This window comes from Myroides albus, from assembly GCF_024722315.1.
Taxonomy (GTDB): domain Bacteria; phylum Bacteroidota; class Bacteroidia; order Flavobacteriales; family Flavobacteriaceae; genus Flavobacterium; species Flavobacterium album_A.
Genome location: NZ_CP102754.1, coordinates 3607347 through 3630165, shown reverse-complemented (window position 1 = coordinate 3630165; position 22819 = coordinate 3607347). Strand labels below are relative to the sequence as shown.

Here is a 22819-nt window from a genome sequence, read left to right as displayed (position 1 = left end):
TGGAGTTTTTATTGTTTTTCAAAGTATAGATAATGAGCTATGGGTTTTGATGATACCGGCTCTGTATTTGTTTTTACAAGCTTTTTTTAACTTTGGTTGTAAGGGTGATTCGTGTAGTATCAAGTAATTATAAATAGTTGCTATTGACTCTAATGTTCTTTTGTTCTTTTAATTTTATAACTAAAGGTAAAGATTCTTCGAATATTTAATATATTTACCTAAGTTTGAAAAAAAGAATTGACATGAAAAGACTACTATTACTTGTAATTATTTTACAATCTGTTTTTGCATTCGGGCAAAAAGCTTCAAATAATTTAGTTGGAAAGTATAAAAACAAATCCTTTTGGAGTTTTTATAATACATCTTTAGAATTTGACGGAAAAGGAACTGCTATTTTAGATGAAAAAGAGTACTACGATTATTTTGAAAGAAACGACACTATTTATGTGTTAGCAGGTGGAGATGGGGTTTTTCTTGAAAAGAAGAATGGAAATGAATTGAAGGGGTTTAGTAGAAAAGTAAAGAAGTCTACTTTTATTGGTCGCAGACTGTAGTTAAAACTATGCACTTTAGTGCATTTAGCTTTCAGCTTCTAAAAATGTTTACCTTTGATATATGGAATATCAACGAACCGGAGGACATAGTGTATCACGTTTAACCGCCCATATAGTATGGGTGACTAAATATCGTTATCCAGTATTGGAAGGAGATATTCAGATACGTTGTCGTAGTCTGATCATTCAGATTTGTGAAGCAGAAGATATTCAAATTTTAAAAGGTGTAGTATCAAAGGATCATGTTCATCTTCATATAGAATATCGACCATCTCAAAACATAAGTAATATTGTCAAACTCTTCAAGGGTCGTACCTCAAGGAAACTCCAAATAGAATTTCCTGAGTTGAAGCACAGATACTGGGGACGTCACTTTTGGGCAATAGGCTTTGGTTGTTGGAGTACAGGAAATATTACTGATGAAATGCTAAATCAATATCTTGAACACCATCGTAAACCAAATGATAACGGAGGTAACTTTATACTTGAGTAAGTAGCTCCACCCAGGCAGACTTTAGTCTGCTTTAACAAACTATGGACTTTCAGTCCATAGTGGTTTATTTCTTTAGATAATGAATTTAAATATGCTCCGAAAGCTCCAGGAATGGAAAAGCGCCTTGAATTGTTAGAGAAGTTTTACTATTTGAATTATGTAGAGGGGGATAGATTACTTGAACGCAAAGGAAAGGGGATGTTTATGGATTCAATGAGTAAAATTAAGCAGGGGAATCAAAAGTTGTGTGATGCTGGATTGGATACTGCTTGTATTCAAGTTTTTATTTATGGCTTAGGTGAAAAAGCAATTGATGTTGTTTCTGTATTAGGGGATAAGAATGCAAAAGAGGTAAAACACCCTCAAGCAGATGCAGAACTTGAGAAGTTAGGTTCCAAGATTATCGAAATGGGCAATAACGAAGGATATGGATTATTATACTCTTATTACACATTGATTGACCAGGAGAAGACAGGAATCGAATGGAATGAAAAAGGGTTAAAAAAAGGATGCCGTTTATGTGCATCTAACAAAGAGATTTACGAGAAAGAGCTATAGGTAACAGACCTCTAACTATCGATGTAATAAAGAAAAATCTCCTATTGAGTTCAGTAACTCGATAGGAGATTTTTTTATAAGGCTGTCTTAGTTCTTGTGATTAGATAAACTCTGAAATAGAATTGTCAAGCCATAATTCATACCAATCTAAAAAAGTTAGACTATTAATATTTTCTAATTCAATACTCGGATATAATCCTCCGTCATTTATTCGGTCGTCTGTCCACATAAAACCTTTTTGATTTCCAGCTACGACAAGGAAAATGGTAATACCACATCCAAAATCACAAAGGTTAAGCCTTCCATAGTCATGTTCTTCTCCACTGATCAGGGCCAATCTTTTTTCATATAACTGTTCTTCAAGTTCATCATCTCCACTGGCATTTTCTATTTTAGCATCAAGACTTTCTAATTCAGCTAATGGATTCCATAGGGAACTATGAGGAAAAGGCTTTTGTAAAAGTGAAGTAGTACTCTTGCCTGTTATCATTAGCTCTTCTTCGTTTACGCTTGCTTCAGTTAATGTTTGCAAGCCATAAAAAGGTCCCATACCTCCATTGCCTACTTCAGTGATAAATGCTAAATAATCTTTTGGTAGCGTAACCTTATTCTCCTTTTCAAATTGAGTTACATCTTCAATAGAAACAGTAGGGTTTAATATATATTCGTGTGTATCTGCACCGAAAATTTCCAAGTCTTGATCTAAACTCTTTAATTGGTTTACTTTCTCTTTGATACGATGAATTTGTTCTGTGTACATAAATTATAGTAATAAGCGACAAAAGTAGTTAAAATATAACGTTCGCCTTTATATTGAAACAAAAAAGCGCGAAATGACAGTTCATTTCGCGCTTGGTATATTTACTTTGTAAGACTTTTCTGTTTTAAAAACGTACTGATGCTGGTAATAGCATATTACTAACCTCCCCAAAGCCAATGCGGATATCACTATTTTGGCAATAACCTTTCATTGTGATAGTATCGTAATCTTCAATAAAAGTTCTGGTAGAACCATCAGGTAAAGCAATTGGTTTGGTTCCGCCCCAAGTTAACTCTAAAAGAGATCCATAGCTATTTGGTTCAGTTCCAGAGATGGTTCCGGAACCCATTAAGTCACCTGAGTTTACTTTGCACCCATTAATGGTGTGATGCGCTAACTGTTGACTCATAGTCCAATACAAATACTTAAAGTTAGACTCACAGATTAACTTACTCTCTTTTTCTTTTGGAGTAATGTATACTTCTAATTTAATATCAAAGGTTCGATTACCAGATTGCTGTAAGTAAGGTAGAGGGGTAGGTGATTGAGCTGGACTTGCAACTCTAAACGGCTCTAAAGCGTCGAGTGTGATAACCCAAGGGGAAATCGAAGTGGCAAAGTTCTTAGCAAGGAAGGGACCTAACGGAACGTATTCCCATGTTTGTATATCTCTTGCACTCCAATCATTTAACAAAACCATACCAAAGATATGATCTTCAGCCTCATCTACTGGAATGTGCTCTCCTAAAAGGTTAGCATCGGTTGTAATAAAACCTGTTTCTAATTCGAAATCAAGGCGTTTTGAAGGCCCGAATACTGGAGAGGTTTCTCCTTTGGGCAAAGTTTGTCCTACAGGTCTTTTAATAGGAACTCCTGAAGGAATAACAGTAGAGCTTCTACCATGGTAGCCAACAGGGATGTGTAACCAGTTTGGTAACAATGCATTCTCAGGGTCTCTGAACATCTTCCCTACATTGGTTGCATGTTCTTTACTCGAGTAGAAATCAGTATAGTCCCCAATGAGTACAGGTAACTGCATTTCCACAGAATCAATTGCAAATATTACAGCATCTCTGTGTTTTTCGTTATTTTGAAGATCTAAGTTATTTAAGTCAAATATTTCAGCAACTCTGTTTCTAACTGCTCTCCAGGTTTTTTTACCTGCAGAAATAAAATCATTTAAAGAATCTTGTAGAAATACATCATCGGTCAAGTCAATGCCTTTAAAGTAACCTAACATTTGCAATGCACTTAAATCAATTGCATAATTACCAATTCGGGTACCTATTGTAATGATGTCATCTTGCGTGATAAAAACACCAAAAGGAATATTCTGAATTGGAAAATCAGAATTCTTTTCAACGTTTAACCAAGACTTCCTATTCGGATCGTTTGCGTTAATTGTCATAAATTATTTTTTAGTGAGTTAATAGTAATACTCAAATATATAATTAAGACTGAAAATAACAAACGTTTTTTGTACATTTGGAAGCAATAAAAATGAAACACACAACATAAATGAGAAAAGATACTGAAATTTTCGACTTAATTCTTGAAGAACAAGATAGACAAATTCATGGAATTGAATTAATTGCTTCTGAAAACTTTGTAAGTGATGAGACAATGGAAGCTGCAGGTTCTTGCTTAACAAATAAATACGCAGAAGGGTATCCTAATAAGAGATATTACGGAGGATGTGAAGTTGTTGACGTAGTAGAGCAAATTGCTATTGATCGTGCAAAGGCATTATTTGGTGCTGAGTATGTAAACGTGCAACCTCACTCAGGATCTCAAGCTAATACAGCTGTGTTTTTTGCTTGTTTGAAGCCTGGAGATAAGATACTTGGGTTTGATTTATCTCATGGAGGACATTTAACTCACGGTTCACCAGTGAACTTTTCAGGTAAGCTGTACAACCCTGTGTTTTATGGTGTAGATCAAGAAACAGGTTTATTAAATTACGATAAGATACAAGAAGTAGCTACTAAAGAGCAACCAAAACTTATAATTGCTGGTGCTTCTGCATATTCTCGCGATATGGATTTTAAACGATTCAGAGAGATTGCTGATAGTGTTGGAGCTATTTTAATGGCAGATATTTCACACCCTGCAGGTTTAATAGCTAAGGGATTGATGAATGATCCTGTACCTCATTGTCATATTATCACTACTACAACACACAAGACATTAAGAGGACCAAGAGGTGGTATTATCATGATGGGGAAAGATTTTCTAAACCCATTTGGTTTAAAAACGCCAAAAGGAGAGGTACGCATGATGTCTTCGCTTTTAGACAGTGCTGTATTCCCAGGTAATCAAGGAGGACCTTTAATGCATATTATTGCTGCTAAAGCTGTAGCATTTGGGGAGGCTTTATCTGATGAGTTCTTTAAATATACGTTGCAAGTGCAAAAGAATGCTAAGGCAATGGCCGCAGCTTTTGTAAAAAGAGGATATAATATCATCTCTGGCGGTACAGATAACCACATGATGTTGATTGATCTTAGAAATAAGAATATCTCTGGTAAAGAAGCTGAGCAGGCTCTTGTAAAAGCTGAAATTACTGTGAACAAAAACATGGTACCTTTTGATGATAAATCACCATTTGTAACTTCTGGTATTCGTATTGGTACTCCAGCTATTACTACAAGAGGTTTAGTTGAAGAAGATATGGAAACTATCGTTGCTTTAATTGACAAAGTATTGATGAATCACACAAACGATGAAGTAATTGAACAAGTTGCTGATCAAGTAAACGAAATGATGGAAGAAAGACCTATGTTTGTATGGTAAATCACAACATTATAGGTATATAATAATAAAGAGGGTGTCCCAAAAGGTCACCCTCTTTTGTATTATATAAAACGTTACTTTTCTCTTAGATTAAAAGTTCTTGCAATTAAAACGAGTTTTAGACTTATAATTTGTCATTTTTCGTTTATCAGTCTCTTTTTTAGGATGAAAATTGTTGTTTAAAGTCGATTTTTCTCTATTCTTAGTAAGTTTTCTTAAATTATGTGCAAGAGCCATCAGTCCAAATTCAATTTCGACCATTTCTAATCCTCTTAGAGTAAACCTAGTAAATTTGTTGTTGCTTTTTAGTTGTCCAAAAACAGCTTCTACTTCTACAGGTCTTTTACTTCTATGATATTTACCGCGTTCAGAGTTGAGTAATTCTCTAATATGTTGTTTTATTTGAACCAATCTATGATTCATAGAGACTGTTCTGTTTTCTGCTGCTTTATTACATAGCTCTTTTAACGAGCATTTCAAGCAGTTAGAAGCTTGATACAGATGTATTTTTGACGCAAAACCAGTGGTGGTGTATTTAGTACTACTTCCAATATTAGGTAGCTTTTCTCCATTTGGACATAAGATGTAATCAAACAATTTATTGTAGTAAAGATTGTGTTGTAGAAAAGGGTTGTTCTTCCAAGCTCTTTTCTGTTCCATATGAAAATAATTAAATTTCACATAGGGCGTTATTTCTCTTTCAAGTAAATACAGATAATTCTCTTCGCTACCATACCCAGCATCTGCTACAACTTCTTTACTTTGTTGTGCATAGGTTTGTTCAAAAGTCTCTAGATGATTGATTAAGGTAGTGGTGTCAGTTGATTTTTGTGCAATAGTATAATGTGTAATAAATTGATTTTCAGTACTTATTTGAGTATTGTAGGCAGGTTTAAGTTGCCCGTTTTTCATGTGATCTTCTTTCATTCGCATAAAAGTAGCATCTGGATCTGTTTTACTATAACTATTTCGAGTACCTAAAGTTTCTAGTTGTTGTTCGTATTTTTGCAAGCGAGGTAAATGCTCGTCTTCTAACTGTTTGAGCTGTTTAGCTGTAGGTTTGGGTAGGTCTGCCCTATGTTTATTTAACTGAGTCACTTTTTCTTTAAGCTCTAAACTATCAATATTTTTGGAACAGTGTTCTTTTGCGAGTTCACTTTGATCCTGTTTGATTTGACCCTCTATTTCTGTGAGAACATCTTGAATTTTTGTTTCTAATTTAGCCTTGTTTTTCTCCACTGAACCACGCCATACAAAGGTGTATCGGTTAGAGCTAGATTCAATTTTTGTTCCATCAATATATTGAACTTGTAAACTAACATATTGTAATTCTTGTAACAGACGAACCACATCTGCAAAAAGCTGATGGATTTGACCTTTCAATCGCTTAGCGCGAAAATAATTAATCGTGCGATGATCAGGCAAGCTATTACCAGATAACCACATAAAATAAATGTTCTCCGTCAAAGCCCGTTCAATCTTACGCGATGAATAAATATTATTGAAATAGGCGTAGAATAAGACTTTTATCATCATACGGGGATGATAACTGGTGGTCCCTCCTCCTTTGTATTGACTTAAAATAGAACTAATATCTAACTCATCAACAACAGCATTGATAAGACGAACAGGATGGTCTAGAGGAATTTTAGAAAAAATATCTTCAGGAAATAGACTCGGCGATTTTAAACTTTCAGATTTGAACATTATATTTGTCTTTCTTATTGTTTGGTTGCACCTTGAAGATAATTATTTTTGAGGACAAACAATGAAAAAACCCCGCCTTTTTTAGACGGGGTTTTGTTTTTTAGGCTTTTTAGACAGCCTCTTTTCTTTTAGTTTAGGTAGCAGTAAAAATTAACTGTATCTTCATTTGTATTGACTGTAAAGTGATGCCCTTCTTTATCTACTGAATATAAAATATCATAAGGGAGATCATAGGTCATTTCTTTTTTAAATAACATATCTAACGTTTTCACTCCCTTTAAGTCGATATTGTGAGCATATGCTGTATCCATTATCCATTCTATATACTTTATATTAGTCACGTGATTAACCATGTCTAAATCTGAGTATTTTACTTTGTCACTTGATAGCTTGCTAAAGATATTTTTTGGCATTCTTTGAAAGTCCTCTTTTACTGACTTTTTATCTGCGTATTTAATAAAATGTTCGTGGGGAAGTTTCATTAATTCAGGTCTTCTCTTTTCTGTATTCATAATCACCCAAAGAGAAGAAGCATTTGCCAGTAATTGGCCATTCTGGTGCACTTCAAAGTTCCTTACTGATCGAAAGCCATCTAATTTTTCTATCCAAGTTGTAATTGTAATCTCATCTTGCCAATGGGGTAATTCTCCTTCAATCTCTATTCTAAACTTATTCACTACCCAGGCTTGACTAACTTGTTGTAAGTCCCAAAAGCTGATTCCCCCTACAATAGAATGTTCTGACGCGACATATTGTATTAATCGACTAAGCGCGGATAGCTTGATAACTCCATCCGGTGAGCAATCAAAGAAATCAACAATGAAACTTCGAGTATAAATGGAAGTGAAATTTGGAGAAATTGGCATATAATATAGTTTTAAAGTGGTTGTATGTTTGCTTGGTAGAGTAGAGGTCGTTGCCTTTATTGATTGATGATTTTGTCAATCTCCGCAATAATGTTGTTTGGATCTGTAGTAAAATCAAACCATTTGGCACCTTCAGTTCTTTTGAACCAAGTCATCTGGCGTTTAGCAAAACGGCGTGTGTTTTTCTTAATTTCCTCAATTGCAAAATCTAAATTGCAATCTCCATCAAAATAAGTAAACAGTTCTCTGTATCCTACGGTCTGTAATGCATTATTCTTCCTAAAAGGATACAATGCCTCAGCTTCTTTTAAAAGTCCGTTATCGATCATAATATCCACTCGCTTGTTAATGCGTTGATACATTAATTCACGATCAGCCTCTAATCCTATAATGATAGGAGTAAAGTTTCTATTGTTTGCTTTTTTATTCAAGAAGGATGAATAGGGTTTCCCTGTACCTATACAAACTTCCAGTGCTCTTGTAACACGCTGTGGATTATCTATCGCAACCTTTTCATAGTGTACAGGATCAAGTTCTTTTAACTTATTTTGAAGAGAAGCCAATCCCTTTTCTTCAAGTTCTTTGTTTAAGTCTTCTCTGATATTGGGGTCTATGTCAGGGAAATCATCTAAACCATTGATAATTGCATTGACAAATAAACCAGAACCACCAACCATGACTTGTATGGGGTTGTGTTGAAATAGATCTTCCAGTTTTGCTAAGGCGTCTCTTTCAAAATCTCCTACTGAGTAGGGTGTATCTATACCAATATGTTGAATAAAATGATGAGGTATAATACTTAATTCTTCTTGAGAAGGCACGGCTGTACCTATATTCATTTCTCGATAGAACTGTCTGCTATCACAAGAAATTATGTTACTGTTATAATGCTTTGCTATTTCGATTCCCAAGGCTGTTTTTCCAATAGCAGTAGGTCCGATAACAACAATTAAATATCTATTATTTTTTGAATACATCTCCTAATTTTTGACCACAGTTATAGCAGTAGTTCGCATCTTCATCATAAATAGTTGTTGTACATGAAGGGCAGTTTCTTCTCTTACGCGCATCTAATCTATTCCTTTTAATATTAGAGAATTCGGCAGTTACAATTCCAGTTGGTACTGCAATAATGCCGTACCCCATAATCATGATAAATGAGGCAATCATCTGTCCCTGTATGGTCTGGGGAGCAATATCTCCATAACCCACAGTGGTCAAGGTTACGATACACCAGTAAATACTGCGCGGAATGCTTGTAAAGCCATTGTCTTTTCCTTCGATTACATACATCAAAGCTCCCAAAATAATAGATACAACTAATACGAAGTAAACAAATACAATGATTTTTGTTCTACTTGCTTTTATAGCGAGTTTTAAGTGGGATTCTTGACCGATATAAGGAACCAAATTTAAAATTCCAAAAAGGCGTAAAAGACGTAATGCACGTACAACTGTTAACACTTGAGCATCTGCTACGAAGAAAGATAAGTACATTGGCAATATGGAAATCAAATCGACTATTCCATAAAAGCTGAATACGTATTTTAATGGTTTCTTATTACATAGAATACGCAATATGTATTCTATAGTAAAAAAGACAGTAATAATCCATTCACATACTTTAAGACTGATATGGTGCTTCATATCAAAGCTTTCTATTGACTCAAGCATTACCAATAAAACGCTCAAGAGAATAACGGCTAATAATACTAAGTCAAATAATTTTCCAGCAAAAGTGTTAGAACCGTAAATTACGATGTAAATCTTTTGCTTTAGGATATCCCATTTATTCTTAAGTTTCTTTCTCAACGGTGTCTAAGATTTAAATATGAACTAATTTATAACCTGTTTTTTTATTTAAATAATTTAAAATAATATTTCTATTATTTCGATTAAAAGTAATAGTTGTTAAATTACTTTGCAATCGATCTAATGAATTTACTTGATAATTTAGATCGTAGAAACAGTAACCTCTCAATTTTCCTTCTTCGAGTACTACGGCACTTTTTTCTTCTACTTTTCTTCCTTTGTTGATGATTAATAAGTTGTCTTGATCTATGTTATAATTAACAAGTAGTTCTAAAAGATTACAATTATAATCCGTTTTATTCATTTCTATTGTATCTGAGAAATTAGCTTCAGTCACTTTCTTGCTCTTTTTCTCATTTATCATTTCTAAAAAGAACGGTAATTCAAAGTGATGTGTTATACTTTGAACAAACTTTCTACCCTCAGTTGGCGAGGTGAAAGCCATAACGTTGCGTTTTCGACCATCCGTTTTTTCTATAGCGAAATAATGGTATCCGTTTAAATTTGTTTTTATATACAAAGAGTAAGGGTAGATATTCTTCTTGCTTACTTTATTATATTTTGGCTTGTTAATAGTAATCTCCTCTGCTTCTTTGAGCATTGCTATTAATTCATTGCCTGTTTTTTCATAAGTCACTGTATAAGTTTCTTGTTGAATCTTCTTAAAGACAGTAGTGTTGCTTGTAAAGTGTTGTAAAACTTTCTTCTTGATATTCTGACTTTTGCCTATAAAGATGATTTGACCTTCTTCGTTGTGGATATAATAAATACCAACTGTTGAGGGAAGACTATCTGCAATGTCTAAAAACTTAGGATTAATACCAGTGCGAATATCTGATTTAATCATTGATTTTAGGATTGTTTTTTCGTGGTCTTTTGACAGTAATAATTGAAACAATTTCAAAGTAGCCATTGCATCTCCATGTGCTCTATGTCTATCAGCAATAGGAATACCTAATGAACGCACTAATTTGCCTAAAGAGTGTGATTTAGCTTCAGGTAATAATTTTTGAGATAACTCAACAGTACATAGTGTATCTCTGTTAAAGTCGTAGCCCAATCTTCTAAACTCTGTTCTAATTACTCTATAGTCGAAGTCTGCATTATGAGCAACAATAACGCAATCTGTTGTTATTTCAATGATGCGCTTCGCTACTTCATAGAATTTAGGTGCTAAACGGAGCATAGCATTACTTATACCCGTAAGTTTTACTACAAAGGGCTGTATTTCAATTTGAGGATTTACTAAACTAATGAATTGATCTACTACTTTATCGCCATCGAATTTATAAATGGCTATTTCAGTGATTCCTTCTTCATTAAATTGTCCTCCTGTTGTCTCTATATCTAATATTGCGTACAAGCTGTAATATCGTATTAATTAATAATTTCGATGACCGAATATACTACTGCCAATTCTAACCATGGTGCTACCACATTCTATGGCTAATAGGTAATCGTTACTCATTCCCATTGACACAGTAGTCAATTGTAAAGAAGGAATATGTGAGTAGTTGTTTTTTACTTTGTCAAATATAGCCTTTAGTGAAGTAAACTCCTCTTTGATTAGGTGCTGGTCCTCTGTAAAAGTAGCCATTCCCATTAACCCTTTGATTTCAATATGTTGCAATTTTGAAAAGGCTTCACTCTCTAATATTTCGATTAACTCCGCTTCGTCTAATCCAAATTTAGTGTCTTCTTTGGCAATAAACATTTGCAATAAACAAGGAATAACTCGGTTATTTCGCTTAGCTTGTTTATCTAATTCTTCAAGTAGTCTAAAGCTATCTACACCGTGAATCAACGAAACATAAGGTGCCATATACTTCACTTTGTTTCTCTGTACGTGCCCTATCATGTGCCATTGTATGTCCTTAGGTAGAGATTCGTACTTATCACTCATCTCCTGAATCTTGTTTTCCCCAAATACACGTTGGCCTGCATCATAGGCTTGTTGGATATCTTCTATTGGCTTTGTTTTCGAAACAGCTACCAATGTCACTCCCTCAGGAATCGTTTTTTTAATCTCATTCAGATTATTTGCTATAACCATTTTCTCTTACATTAAATTTCATAAATTAATAAACCATTCATGAACTTAGGTTCAATATATGTACTTTTTGGTGGCATGATCAGGTTGTTATCCGCCACTTTTTTAATTTCTTCTACATTGGTAGGGTAAAGCATAAAACCTACTTCGTATTCTCCGTCATCTACCATTTCTTTAATTGTTACAATAGATTCATTTCCTGGAATATAGTCAATTCGCGCGTCATTACGCAAATCATCGAGTCCGAGAATAGGGTGTAATACTTCATCGTATAAGATTTGAGCATCTAATTGTTGGAGGATATCGTTTGTTTTCTTTTTCTCTTTTAATTTAAGAGCGTAGAAATCTCCATCCAAATACATGCCAAATTCCATTTTCTGTGTGGGTTTCCACAACTGTTGTTCTTTATTTTCAACAAGGAATTTTTGATTTAACAATTCAAGAAATTCTTCTTTTGTGTGATTGTTTAAATCGTGAATAATTCTGTTGAACTCGTAAATCTTGATATTGTTTTCTGAGATTAAGTAAGTCATGACAGAATTGTTGTGTCCTCTTTGGTTCTCAGGATCTTCTTGTTGTAGCATATTGGCAGAAGCAAAACGGTGATGTCCATCGGCAATGTACATTTTATCTACTTGCTCGAACTTGCTACACAACCATTCAATTTCAGCGTCATTGTCTATTTTCCACAGCGTATGCCTTTCTTTCTCTACTGTACTAAAGTCGTATATCGGCCTTGACTGTTTAAAATTATCTATCCAAATATTAATGTCCTCTTGATCTGGATACATCATTAAAACGGGTTCTGTATTGAATTTACTGAAATCCAAGTACTCTTTGAATAACTTAACTCTGTATTCAAGTGTGTCTTCGTGCTTGAGAATCACATTGTCATTGTAGTCTTCAAGTGTTGTACCGGCTATAATGCCTGTAAATACATGTGATTTTGTTTGAATTTGATATAAATAGAAAATCGGCTTTTCTTCTTTGACAAGGATATTCTCTTTCTTAAAGTCTTTTAATTTAGCAGCAACCATTTTGAAACGCTTGTCACTTGTTACCTTTTGTGGATTAACATAAGCGGGATGCAAAACGTGAAGAAAAGAAAAAGGATTGTAATCTAATAGATAGGCTAATTCTACAGTTGTGTAGTCTTCGAATGAACGACAACTTACTAAACTAACTTTATCTCTTGTAGGACGAACGCCTTGGAATGGAAGTATTTTTGCCATTATTTATGGTATCAAATCGAAAGAAAGACAACTGATTTTATTGTGAATCAGTTGTCTTTTTCTATATTATTTATCTTGTTATGCAAACATTTTAGCTACTTTCTCAGCTTTCTTACTCTCTGAGTAGTCATAGAATCCCTCTCCAGATTTTACGCCAAGTTTTTTAGCCATAACCATATTTACTAATAACGGACATGGTGCGTATTTTGGATTTTTAAATCCTTCATACATTACGTTTAGAATTGACAAACAAACATCTAAGCCTATGAAATCTGCTAATTGAAGCGGTCCCATTGGATGAGCCATTCCCAATTTCATCACAGTGTCAATTTCTTCTACACCAGCAACTCCATTATATAGTGTTTCGATAGCCTCATTAATCATTGGCATCAGTATGCGGTTAGCTACAAATCCAGGGTAATCATTTACTTCTGTAGGTACTTTATCTAATTTTTTAGATAACTCCATAATCGCTTTAGTAACTTCGTCAGATGTACTATAACCGCGAATTATCTCCACTAACTTCATAATTGGCACAGGATTCATAAAGTGCATCCCTATAACTCTTTCTGGGTTCTTCACCACAGAAGCAATTTGAGTAATTGAAATTGAAGAAGTGTTTGAAGCTAAAATGATATTCTCATTACATACTTCACTTAATTCTTTAAAGATATTTAGTTTTAACTGTACATTTTCTGTTGCAGCCTCTATAACTAAGTCAGCATTTACCACACCGTCTTTTATCTCTGTATAGGTAATGATGTTTTCAATAGTTGCTTTCTTTTCAGCTTCAGTGATACTTCCTTTTGCAATCATGCGATCAAGGTTTTTCACAATCGTAGTCATACCTCTTTCAATAGCTTGTTCAGATATATCGATTAAGAATACTGTAAACCCCTTTTGAGCAAAGGTATGTGCAATACCATTCCCCATGGTTCCAGCACCTATAACTGCGATATTTTTCATATATAGTTGATTTTTAATGTTAGTTCATTTTATTTTTTAAATGCATCGATGATTTGATATGCTAATTTCAAAGCAGCTGTACCATCTTCTAACGTTACAACAGGTCTTGTATTGTTTACAATAGCATCGTGAAACGTTTCCAATTCATCTAAAATAGCATTATTTTGATGAACTTCAGGGTTGTCGTAATAAATTTGTTTTTTAACTCCTTCAGCATTTTGTAAGATAAGGTCAAAGTCGCCAGGAGTTTCTGGAGCTTCTTTCATTTTGACTACCTCACAAGTTTTTTCTAAATAGTCTACCGAAATATAAGCATCACGTTGAAAGAAACGAGATTTACGCATATTCTTCATTGAGATTCTACTTGCTGTAATATTAGCCACGCATCCGTTTTCAAACTCTACTCGAGCATTGGCAATATCGGGTGATTCACTTAAAACAGCTACTCCGCTTGCACTAACGTGTTTTACAGGGGATTTAACCACACTTAAAATAGCATCGAGATCGTGTATCATTAAGTCCAAAACAACAGGTACATCAGTTCCTCTTGGGTTAAACTCAGCAAGGCGGTGAGTTTCGATGAACATTGGTGACTCTATCTTTGATTTTACAGCTAAAAAGGCAGGATTGAATCTTTCGACGTGTCCTACTTGGCCATATACGTTGTGTTTCTTTGTTAACTTGATAATTTCTTCAGCCTCTTCTACAGTAGTTGTGATTGGCTTTTCAAGGAAAACGTGTTTTCCTGCCTCGATTGCTTGTTTAGCACAATCAAAATGGGAAAGGGTAGGAGTCACGATATCTACTACATCCACAGCAGCTATCAACTCCTCAATGCTATCAAATTTACGATATCCAAATTCAGCAGCAACTTTCTCTGCGTTCTCTTTAAAAGGATCATAGAATCCTACTAAATTATATTTTTCAGATTGGTTTAACAGGCGTAAGTGAATCTTACCTAAATGTCCTGCTCCCAATACACCAACTTTTAGCATATCTAAATATTTTCAACAAAAATATAACTTAATTTAAGTAACGCATAAAAAATAGGGGATAAAGTTTTGCTTATCCAAGCTTAAGTCTTGCTGTTGAGTTAGTTTGAAAAAATGTTGTTTAAATTCTTTTTCATAGTTCGATATAAAAAGGATATTAGATAGGAAATGAAATGCCTCAGAGAGGCTTTGTGAGTAAGTTTATTGTAAATATTGTGTAAATTAGCGCAAATTAAAATTACTTGCCGTGATAGATACCCCTAAACATCAAGGTCTTCGCAATCAGCTTGTAGAGTCTTTAAAACAAAAAGGTATAGTAGATACTGCTGTTTTAGAGGCTATCAGGGTGATTCCCAGACATTTATTTTTAGATTCAAGTTTTGAAAATTTTGCTTATCAAGATAAAGCATTTCCAATTGGTGCAGGACAGACGATCTCTCATCCATACACTGTTGCTTTTCAATCGCAACTGTTAAGGCTGGAGAAAGAAGATAAAGTGTTGGAGATAGGAACGGGAAGTGGTTATCAAACCGCTGTTTTAGTAGCAATGGGAGCAAGAGTTTACAGCATAGAAAGGCAAAATGAATTGTATAAGAAGACAAGTCATTTGCTTCCAAAATTGGGAATACGTCCCAAATTAATGACTTTTGGTGACGGATATAAAGGATTGCCTAATTATGCTCCTTTTGATTCTATTATTGTTACTGCTGGTGCTCCGTTTATACCACAACCTTTAATGGCTCAGTTAAAAATTGGAGGTAGGCTTATCATTCCTTTGGGAGAAGAAACACAAATCATGACTGAACTAGTTCGTTTGAATGAAACTCAGTTTGAAAAACACGAGTATGGTGACTTTAAATTTGTCCCAATGTTAGAGAATAAAAATTAGATACAAAAAAACGAAGTACTCTGCAGAGTACTTCGTTTTTTGTTTTATTAAAATCAGTTCTTTAATATGACTTTTTCAATCTGTCTAAGTTGATCTTATTATCTCGATCTTTAATTGTCTCACGTTTATCGTAGTTCTTTTTACCTCTACACAGCGCTATCTCAAGTTTAGCTAATCCTCTGTCGTTTAAAAATAGACGCAATGGTACAATGGTTAACCCCTTGTTTTGAACACTCTTGTTTAAGCTTTTAAGCTCTTTCTTGTTGAGTAGTAATTTGCGCTCTGTTTTAGCTTTGTGATTGAAGTGTTTGCTATAGGCGTATTCTTCAATTTGAGTATTAATGGCAAATAATTCAAGGCCTTGAAACTCACAAAAACTTTCTGCAATACTCGCTTTCCCCAATCGAATTGATTTAATCTCTGTTCCCGTTAAAACTATACCAGCGGTAAATCTGTCTATAATCTCATAGTCAAATTTTGCGCGCTTATTTAATATGTTTATTTTCTTCTGCATATTGCAAAAATAATATTTTTAAAACTATTTGAAAGTAGCAAACAAAAAAGAGTTGCTACTGCAAAGTAACAACTCTTTCTGTTAATGTTGAAATTTATCTTATAAAAAGAAATATCCTACTGAAACTAACCAAGTGTTTGGTTTAGTTTTGAAGTCTTTACTCACGTTGCTGAAACCTCCATCGTATGAAACGTCAACAGTGAATTTTAAGATATCAGCTCCAACTCCTAAACGGTAACCAATGTTTGATTTGTCAAAGTTTTTAAATGTATCTCCTATGTCTTTTTTATTGAAGTTATCTCCAATCATATTTGTGTAAACTCCCCCTGCATAGGTACGCAAGTGCAATAAAGGTAGGTTGATGATTTTGTAACCAAAAACAACAGGAACTTCAATATTCTTCATTTTGGAAGTGTTGTTGCCAGTTGCTCCCTCAAATTTTACGTTTTTCTCAGAGTATAAAAGCTCTGCTTGAAGGTAAGTTTTTTTAATGTCAAATCTCGCTACAGCACCAAGCGCAAAACCAGTAGCAGATTTACTGTTGTAATCTTTTAAAGATGTAGACATATCAGTAAAGTTTGCTCCTGCCTTAATCCCAACGTGTAAAGGAGAAGGCGACTGTGCGTAAGATGTTGCTCCAGCTAATAATAATGCAAAGGTTGCTAATCTAAAAATTTTTTTTGCTTTCATAGTTTAGTTATTTTTTGCCAAAGTTAAAGAAATGATTATCTATTAACAAAATTTTTTTAAGCGATGAATTTACTTTATCATAATTGATTTATAATTATAAATAAGCTAATAAAGTGTCACAGGTAAGTTGATTTTATATGGAAGGAGTAATGTTGAGTACAAGTCTGTTTTAGATCTGTGTAAAGACATAAAGAGAGTATCGCTGAGTAATTGGAGAAAGGGATTGTTGTTTGTGTGGTAAGTATTAAGTTTTAATTTTTAGTGTTATTCACAGTTTGGTATTTTTTGTTGTACCAAAGGTGGTATTAGTAGTGCTTCTTAGTTGGTTATAAGTTTATTAAGTAGGTGTTTTTAAAGCCCTTTTTAGCTACTTACGAAGGGTTTTCTAGGGGTATCCTTGCAGTTTTGTTGCCAAGAATGAGGGTTTTGCCAAGGAAACCCATAACAATCTGCGAGAATACGTGGAGAAAGTGCAAGCAATACTCTATTGATTTTGGGTATAGTGATACATGATGTGTTTGTTATTTACTTTAACTTTAAACGCTCTGTTGTATTCTTTTTTGATTTGCTGAAAGCGGAGCAATGTGTGAAATTTGAGTAATGTCTATTAATTTGGGTAGGGGAGTAGCAGAAGAAAGAGTTGTGATGTTAGGGGTATGGTATGCGATGTGAACTATAGAAGTGGTAAGGTATTCTGGGGGAGTGTGTATGGAGTAGAGGTATCGCTAAATGAAAGATTTAAATAGATTACATCATTACTTAGGTGTAGTTAGGTTATTCTTCAATATATGTATAAGGGCTGTTAGTTTACCTCTAAGCATCGAATACGTCTTTTGTCATAGATTTTGACTTAGTTCTTATTTCTATTGATGATATAATACTTTCGTCGCTTTCACCAGTATGAGGATCAATAAACAATATGTGTTTACACTTTTCTTTTCAGCTATTATCGTCGTTTGTGTTTTTGTTTGCGAGTTCAGTTTCGGTAAATAGCATTTGATGAGCGGTGAGATGATACTAATAACAATTTTGAGTGTGGTATAATCTGTTTGTATAATCCCTGTTAATTGTGGTAGGTAAGAGAGGTAGACGTTATCGTGGAAGTGAAATTGGTGCTGTGATAAAATAGAAAAAGCTTTCTAAGTAAATAGAAAGCTTTTGTAGTGGGGAGAGCAGGATTCGAACCTGCGAAGGTTTCCCAACGGATTTACAGTCCGTCCTCGTTGGCCGCTTGAGTATCTCCCCTCCGGTATTTTAAAATATTTTACAGTCTATAAGAACTTTAGTGGGGAGAGCAGGATTCGAACCTGCGAAGGTTTCCCAACGGATTTACAGTCCGTCCTCGTTGGCCGCTTGAGTATCTCCCCTCCGATATTTTAAAATGTATTATAGTCTATAAAAATAGTAGTGGGGAGAGCAGGATTCGAACCTGCGAAGGTTTCCCAACGGATTTACAGTCCGTCCTCGTTGGCCGCTTGAGTATCTCCCCTCCGGTATTTTACAATATTTTTACAGTCTATAAGAACTTTGGTGGGGAGAGCAGGATTCGAACCTGCGAAGGTTTCCCAACGGATTTACAGTCCGTCCTCGTTGGCCGCTTGAGTATCTCCCCTAAGCTTGATTGCTTATCTTCTTGTTAAGAACGGTGCAAAGATAGAGCTGTTTCCTTAATCTGCAAGCGTTCTTGAATTTTTTTTTGAAGTTTTATTTTCTCTGTACTGCTAAACCTTTGGTTATAAAAATAGTACAGAGAAAATTATTTTTCATTTTATTTTAGAATTTATTTACTGTTTGGCGTATCGCAACTAATTTAGTCATCAAGTCTTCAAAATAGTCCAAATGCAACATGTTTGCTCCATCACTTTTTGCATTAGCTGGATCGAAATGTGTCTCTAAAAATAATCCATCAACTCCTACTGCAATACCCGCTTTTGCGATAGTTCCAATAAGGTCAGGTCTACCTCCAGTTACACCAGAACTTTGATTTGGCTGTTGTAATGAATGTGTAATATCTAAAACAGTTGTTCCAAATTGTTTCATAGTTGGAATACCTCTATAGTCAACGATCATGTCTTGGTAGCCAAACATAGTACCTCTGTCAGTCATCATTACGTTCTCATTGTTGCAATCCAGTACTTTTTGAACTGCGTGTTTCATACTTTCAGGACTCATGAACTGCCCTTTTTTCAAGTTAACAGTTTTACCTGTGTTAGCAGCAGCAACCACAAGATCTGTTTGTCTAACTAAGAAAGCAGGTATCTGCAAGATGTCAACGTATTCTGCTGCCATTGTAGCATCGCTAATTTCGTGAATGTCTGTTACAGTTGGAACACCAAATTCCTTACTTACTTTTTGCAAGATTTTTAGTGCTTTTTCGTCGCCAATTCCCGTAAAACTATCAATTCTCGAGCGGTTTGCTTTTTTGAACGACCCTTTGAATACGTATGGTATTTTCAATTTGTCTGTTACTTTAACAATGTGCTCTGCGATGCGCATTGCCATTTCTTCACCTTCAATAGCACAAGGACCTGCTAATAAAAAGAAATTATCAGCATCCGTATTTTTGATTTGTGGGATATTATTTAAGTTCATAATCTTATCAGTTTAATATGTCTTTCTTTTTGTTTTGTTCTTTTTTACTTTGACTACTTCTGCTTTTTGAGTCGCATTTTTCTTTAGCAGTTCTTTGTCTTTGGTTTGTTGAAAATAAGAAACTACTGCGATGATAACTACTCCAAACGACAAGTTATTGGTAACTCCGTTTCTAAGGAAAATGTCAAAGGTAGCGTTCTTTTGAGCTTCTTCAAGCGGAATGTTGGTTTGTGTTACAATAGCTTGAGTCAAAGTATCCATGAATTCAGGAGTCACTTGATTAAAGGTAATGTATTGAATCATTGGGTAAAAGAATGTGATCAGAATACACATGACCAATCCACTTAAAAATGCTTTTTGCCAAGTAATAATACCGTTGTAAAATTCTTTCTTTTTCTGTCTTATACCTAACCAATAGAAAAGAATAAGAATAAAATTAAAAAGTATTTCAAGAAGGACTTCGAATCGGATCTTTTCAACGCTATGAAAACCCAGTGATTTAACTACAAACATCCAGACTAATGCAGCAAGTGTAGCAATCGCAGCCCACTTAAACTCAATTGAGAAGTTTCTCATTATGCTATATTAAAATTAATACCTCAAAATTAAAGTTTTTATTTTAGAGTATAAAATGTATTTTATTTTGATTTTTTTTATTAGATTTAAAGTTACTATTGATAACTCATTATGATTTAGACTATAAAACCAACAAATTTTAACCATTAATCAACAAAAAATGCTTTATTATGAAAACAATTATTTTGATTCGACACGCTAAATCTTGTTGGGATATAGTAACAGATGACAAAAGTCGTCCTTTGTCACGTCGCGGAATTAAAGATGCGCATTTAGTTTCAAATGCAATATTGTCTTATCTGCCAAAAAAATTCATTGTTTGGTCAAGTACAGCTGTACGCGCAAAACAAACTGCAATCATCTTTGGTCAGAATATGGATATTAACTTAGATTGTATCGTTTATAATGATGAGCTTTATACTTTTGATGAGTATGATCTTTTGAAAGTCATAAAAAAATGCAAAAATGAACATAATACTCTAATTCTTTTTGGGCATAATGACGCTATAACAAATTTTGTTAATAAATTTGGTAACGAATCTTTCGAGAATATTCCAACTTCAGGGTCTGTCATTATGAAATTTAGCATAGATAATTGGGAGGATATTTGCAAAGGGAAGATTCAATTAACCATATTCCCAAGAGATTTAAAAAATAATGAACACAAATACGCCTAAATACCATTACGTAGATAGAGAGAAAAGTTGGTTGTCTTTTAATGAAAGAGTACTGCAAGAAGCTGCTGACTCAACTGTACCACTATTAGAAAGACTTAGATTTATTGGGATTTTTTCCAATAATCTGGATGAGTTCTTTCGCGTGCGCTATGCGACAATTAGACGAATGACACTTACTGGTCAAAGCAACCGAAAATTGAGTAGTGGAGAAGTTGTCAAAACGCTATTGAGTGAGATTACGAAAAGAGTAATTGAACTACAAAACGAAAGTTTGCGTATTCTGACAGAAGTTGAATCGAAGTTGGAGGAGGAGAATATTTTTATTGTCAATGACAAGGAAATAAACGAGAAGCAACAAGCTTTTGTAAAGGATTTCTTTCTGCATCAAGTATCTCCTGACTTAGTGACAATTATATTAAGTGATTTAGCTGAGTTTCCTTTATTGAGAGATACGCATGGGTATCTTGTTGTGAAATTGATGTTAGATGACAAATTAGTGCAAAAGCATCAATCAGAGAAAATTAGAAAGGCTGTATCTCCTGTGCGTTATGCTATTATAGAAATACCAAATATAATCAATCGCTTTGTAGAACTCCCTTGTGAAGGAGATAAGAAGTTTATCATTATGATAGATGATATTATCCGATTTAATTTAGATTCTATTTTCAATATTATTGATTATAAGGCGGAAGCAGCTCATATGATTAAAATCACAAGAGATGCTGAATTAGACTTCGATACGGATTTACACAAGTCGTTTGTAGAAAAAATATCAAGTGGAGTTAGGGATAGAAGAGAGGGTGCTGTTGTTCGATTTGTCTTTGACCGCGAGATGGAGGAGGAAACTTTGCAGTTTTTACTTCAGAATATTGAAATAGAATTGAACGACAGTATTATCCCTGGTGGCAGGTATCACAATAGACGAGATTATATGGGGTTTCCCAATATGGGGAGAACGGATCTTACCTATCCAAAATTACTGCCAGTAGGAGTGCCTAATTTAAGTCTTGAAGATAGTATTATACAGCAAGTACAGAAGAAAGATTACATGGTATATACTCCTTATCAATCTTTTTCATATTTGGTTAAATTTTTAAGGGAAGCTGCATTAGACCCCCAAGTATTATCTATAAAAATCACTTTATATCGATTAGCTAAGAACTCGCAGATTATCAGTTCTTTGATAAATGCAGTGAAGAATGGCAAGCAAGTAATTGCTCAGATTGAATTACAGGCGCGTTTCGACGAGGCTAGTAATATCTATTATTCAGAGTTAATGCAAGCAGAGGGCATTCACTTAATTTTTGGTGTAAAAGGGCTAAAAGTACACAGTAAGATATGTGTTGTTGAGCGTCTGGAGAATAAAAAAGTAAAGAGATACGGCTTTATATCAACAGGGAACTTTAATGAAAGTACGAGTAAAATCTATACAGATGTCACTTTGTTTACAAGTCATAATCAGATTATGAAAGACGTTTCCAAAGTATTTGAGTTTTTACAAGTAAACTATAGGGTTCACAAATACAAACACCTTTTAGTATCTCCTCATTATACTCGTAAGGGATTTTATAAGTTAATCGAGCGTGAGATAACTAATGCTAAAAATGGTTTGCCTGCTTATATAGGGTTGAAAATGAATAGCTTGTCAGATATTAAGATGATTGATAAACTATATGATGCAAGTTGTGCAGGAGTGAAAATACAATTGATTATTAGGGGAATATGCTCTCTTATTCCTGGTGTGCCTGGTATGAGTGAGAATATCGAAGCAATTAGTATCGTAGATAGGTTCTTAGAGCATTCTCGAGTTTATATCTTCGGCAATAACGACAAACCTGCAGTATATATTTCTTCTGCAGATTTTATGACTAGAAATTTAGATGAAAGGGTAGAGGTGACTTGTCCAATTTACGATGAGGATATCAAGCAAGAATTAATTGACACTTTCAGTATCGGTTGGAAAGGAAACTATAAGACACGTATTCAAAGTGGTGATTTGTCTAATAATTACAGAAAAATTGAAGAAGGAGAAGTTTTCCATTCTCAAATGGAAATGTATAAATATTACAGAGAAAAATTAAATAACAAGAGTTAATAT

Annotated in this window: 22 protein-coding genes and 4 tRNA genes; 7 read left to right on the top strand and 19 right to left on the bottom strand. The window is 34.2% G+C overall.

The window, feature by feature from the left end; genetic code table 11:
• The first annotated feature begins 242 nt into the window (after positions 1–242).
• From NWE55_RS16240 to NWE55_RS16230, 3 genes are all read left to right on the top strand, one after another.
• Positions 243–554 carry a hypothetical protein gene (locus tag NWE55_RS16240; RefSeq protein WP_155092468.1) on the top strand — a complete coding sequence of 104 codons (312 nt, stop codon included), beginning with the start codon at positions 243–245 and terminating at the stop codon, positions 552–554.
• 61 nt (positions 555–615) lie between these two features.
• Positions 616–1047 carry an IS200/IS605 family transposase gene (tnpA, locus tag NWE55_RS16235; RefSeq protein ID WP_155093506.1) on the top strand — a complete coding sequence of 144 codons (432 nt, stop codon included), beginning with the start codon at positions 616–618 and terminating at the stop codon, positions 1045–1047.
• Positions 1048–1158: 111 nt separating this feature from the next.
• Entirely contained in the window at positions 1159–1605 is a 447-nt protein-coding gene (locus tag NWE55_RS16230; protein ID WP_155092314.1) for a hypothetical protein, read from the top strand.
• A gap of 100 nt (positions 1606–1705) precedes the next feature.
• On the opposite strand, the gene NWE55_RS16225 is transcribed toward NWE55_RS16230, so the two are convergent.
• Together NWE55_RS16225 and fahA are read right to left on the bottom strand one after the other, a co-directional pair.
• Positions 1706–2365, bottom strand: coding sequence for an SMI1/KNR4 family protein (locus tag NWE55_RS16225; protein ID WP_155092315.1), 660 nt, complete (start codon positions 2363–2365; stop codon positions 1706–1708).
• 124 nt (positions 2366–2489) lie between these two features.
• Positions 2490–3773, bottom strand: a complete 1284-nt coding sequence (gene fahA / locus NWE55_RS16220) for a fumarylacetoacetase (protein WP_155092316.1) — start codon at positions 3771–3773, stop codon at positions 2490–2492.
• A gap of 110 nt (positions 3774–3883) precedes the next feature.
• Here fahA and glyA point away from each other — a divergent pair, with 110 nt between their 5' ends.
• Positions 3884–5158 carry a serine hydroxymethyltransferase gene (gene glyA / locus NWE55_RS16215; RefSeq protein WP_258204422.1) on the top strand — a complete coding sequence of 425 codons (1275 nt, stop codon included), beginning with the start codon at positions 3884–3886 and terminating at the stop codon, positions 5156–5158.
• 90 nt (positions 5159–5248) lie between these two features.
• On the opposite strand, the gene NWE55_RS16210 is transcribed toward glyA, so the two are convergent.
• The 9 genes from NWE55_RS16210 to NWE55_RS16170 all read right to left on the bottom strand — a co-directional run bounded on the left by NWE55_RS16210 (position 5249) and on the right by NWE55_RS16170 (position 14786).
• On the bottom strand, positions 5249–6865 hold the full coding sequence (locus NWE55_RS16210) for an IS1182 family transposase (RefSeq protein ID WP_258204053.1): 1617 nt from the start codon (positions 6863–6865) through the stop codon (positions 5249–5251).
• 128 nt (positions 6866–6993) lie between these two features.
• Positions 6994–7731 carry an acyl-[acyl-carrier-protein] thioesterase gene (locus NWE55_RS16205; RefSeq protein ID WP_258204421.1) on the bottom strand — a complete coding sequence of 246 codons (738 nt, stop codon included), beginning with the start codon at positions 7729–7731 and terminating at the stop codon, positions 6994–6996.
• Between the two features lie 56 nt (positions 7732–7787).
• On the bottom strand, positions 7788–8708 hold the full coding sequence (miaA, locus tag NWE55_RS16200; RefSeq protein WP_155092319.1) for a tRNA (adenosine(37)-N6)-dimethylallyltransferase MiaA: 921 nt from the start codon (positions 8706–8708) through the stop codon (positions 7788–7790).
• Positions 8692–9543 (bottom strand): ion transporter, encoded by an 852-nt coding sequence (locus NWE55_RS16195; RefSeq protein WP_155092320.1) that lies wholly within the window; start codon positions 9541–9543, stop codon positions 8692–8694. The genes miaA and NWE55_RS16195 overlap by 17 nt, the downstream gene beginning before the upstream one ends.
• Before the next feature lie 13 nt (positions 9544–9556).
• A complete protein-coding gene (locus tag NWE55_RS16190) occupies positions 9557–10906 on the bottom strand; it encodes an exonuclease domain-containing protein (protein WP_155092321.1) in 1350 nt (449 codons plus the stop codon).
• Positions 10907–10924: 18 nt separating this feature from the next.
• Positions 10925–11596, bottom strand: coding sequence for a YggS family pyridoxal phosphate-dependent enzyme (locus tag NWE55_RS16185; RefSeq protein WP_155092322.1), 672 nt, complete (start codon positions 11594–11596; stop codon positions 10925–10927).
• 11 nt (positions 11597–11607) lie between these two features.
• Positions 11608–12825 (bottom strand): DUF1015 domain-containing protein, encoded by a 1218-nt coding sequence (locus NWE55_RS16180; protein WP_155092323.1) that lies wholly within the window; start codon positions 12823–12825, stop codon positions 11608–11610.
• A 78-nt stretch (positions 12826–12903) separates the two neighbouring features.
• Positions 12904–13791, bottom strand: a complete 888-nt coding sequence (locus tag NWE55_RS16175; RefSeq protein ID WP_155092324.1) for a 3-hydroxyacyl-CoA dehydrogenase family protein — start codon at positions 13789–13791, stop codon at positions 12904–12906.
• Positions 13792–13820: 29 nt separating this feature from the next.
• A complete protein-coding gene (locus NWE55_RS16170) occupies positions 13821–14786 on the bottom strand; it encodes a Gfo/Idh/MocA family protein (RefSeq protein ID WP_155092325.1) in 966 nt (321 codons plus the stop codon).
• Between the two features lie 244 nt (positions 14787–15030).
• Here NWE55_RS16170 and NWE55_RS16165 point away from each other — a divergent pair, with 244 nt between their 5' ends.
• Positions 15031–15672, top strand: coding sequence for a protein-L-isoaspartate(D-aspartate) O-methyltransferase (locus NWE55_RS16165; protein WP_160339162.1), 642 nt, complete (start codon positions 15031–15033; stop codon positions 15670–15672).
• A 61-nt stretch (positions 15673–15733) separates the two neighbouring features.
• Here NWE55_RS16165 and smpB read toward each other — a convergent pair whose 3' ends face one another.
• From smpB to NWE55_RS16125, 8 genes are all read right to left on the bottom strand, one after another.
• Complete coding sequence (smpB, locus tag NWE55_RS16160) at positions 15734–16186, bottom strand: SsrA-binding protein SmpB (RefSeq protein WP_155092326.1); 453 nt, start codon at positions 16184–16186, stop codon at positions 15734–15736.
• 99 nt (positions 16187–16285) lie between these two features.
• The gene (locus NWE55_RS16155) at positions 16286–16876 is read right to left on the bottom strand and encodes a porin family protein (protein WP_258204420.1); all 591 of its coding nucleotides are present in this window, start codon (positions 16874–16876) and stop codon (positions 16286–16288) included.
• A gap of 1164 nt (positions 16877–18040) precedes the next feature.
• Positions 18041–18121, bottom strand: a tRNA-Tyr gene (locus NWE55_RS16150).
• Positions 18122–18162: 41 nt separating this feature from the next.
• Positions 18163–18243 (bottom strand) — tRNA-Tyr (locus tag NWE55_RS16145).
• A gap of 41 nt (positions 18244–18284) precedes the next feature.
• Positions 18285–18365: transfer RNA gene (locus tag NWE55_RS16140), tRNA-Tyr, on the bottom strand.
• Positions 18366–18404: 39 nt separating this feature from the next.
• Positions 18405–18488 (bottom strand) — tRNA-Tyr (locus tag NWE55_RS16135).
• Positions 18489–18649: 161 nt separating this feature from the next.
• The gene (gene kdsA / locus NWE55_RS16130; RefSeq protein WP_155092328.1) at positions 18650–19468 is read right to left on the bottom strand and encodes a 3-deoxy-8-phosphooctulonate synthase; all 819 of its coding nucleotides are present in this window, start codon (positions 19466–19468) and stop codon (positions 18650–18652) included.
• 12 nt (positions 19469–19480) lie between these two features.
• Complete coding sequence (locus tag NWE55_RS16125; protein WP_155092329.1) at positions 19481–20044, bottom strand: DUF4199 domain-containing protein; 564 nt, start codon at positions 20042–20044, stop codon at positions 19481–19483.
• A 170-nt stretch (positions 20045–20214) separates the two neighbouring features.
• On the opposite strand from NWE55_RS16125, the gene NWE55_RS16120 reads away from it, so the two are divergent.
• Together NWE55_RS16120 and ppk1 are read left to right on the top strand one after the other, a co-directional pair.
• Positions 20215–20721, top strand: a complete 507-nt coding sequence (locus NWE55_RS16120; protein WP_155092330.1) for a SixA phosphatase family protein — start codon at positions 20215–20217, stop codon at positions 20719–20721.
• Positions 20702–22816: a polyphosphate kinase 1 gene (gene ppk1, locus NWE55_RS16115; RefSeq protein WP_258204419.1), complete on the top strand. Its 2115-nt coding sequence runs from the start codon at positions 20702–20704 to the stop codon at positions 22814–22816. The genes NWE55_RS16120 and ppk1 overlap by 20 nt, the downstream gene beginning before the upstream one ends.
• Positions 22817–22819: the final 3 nt, after the last annotated feature.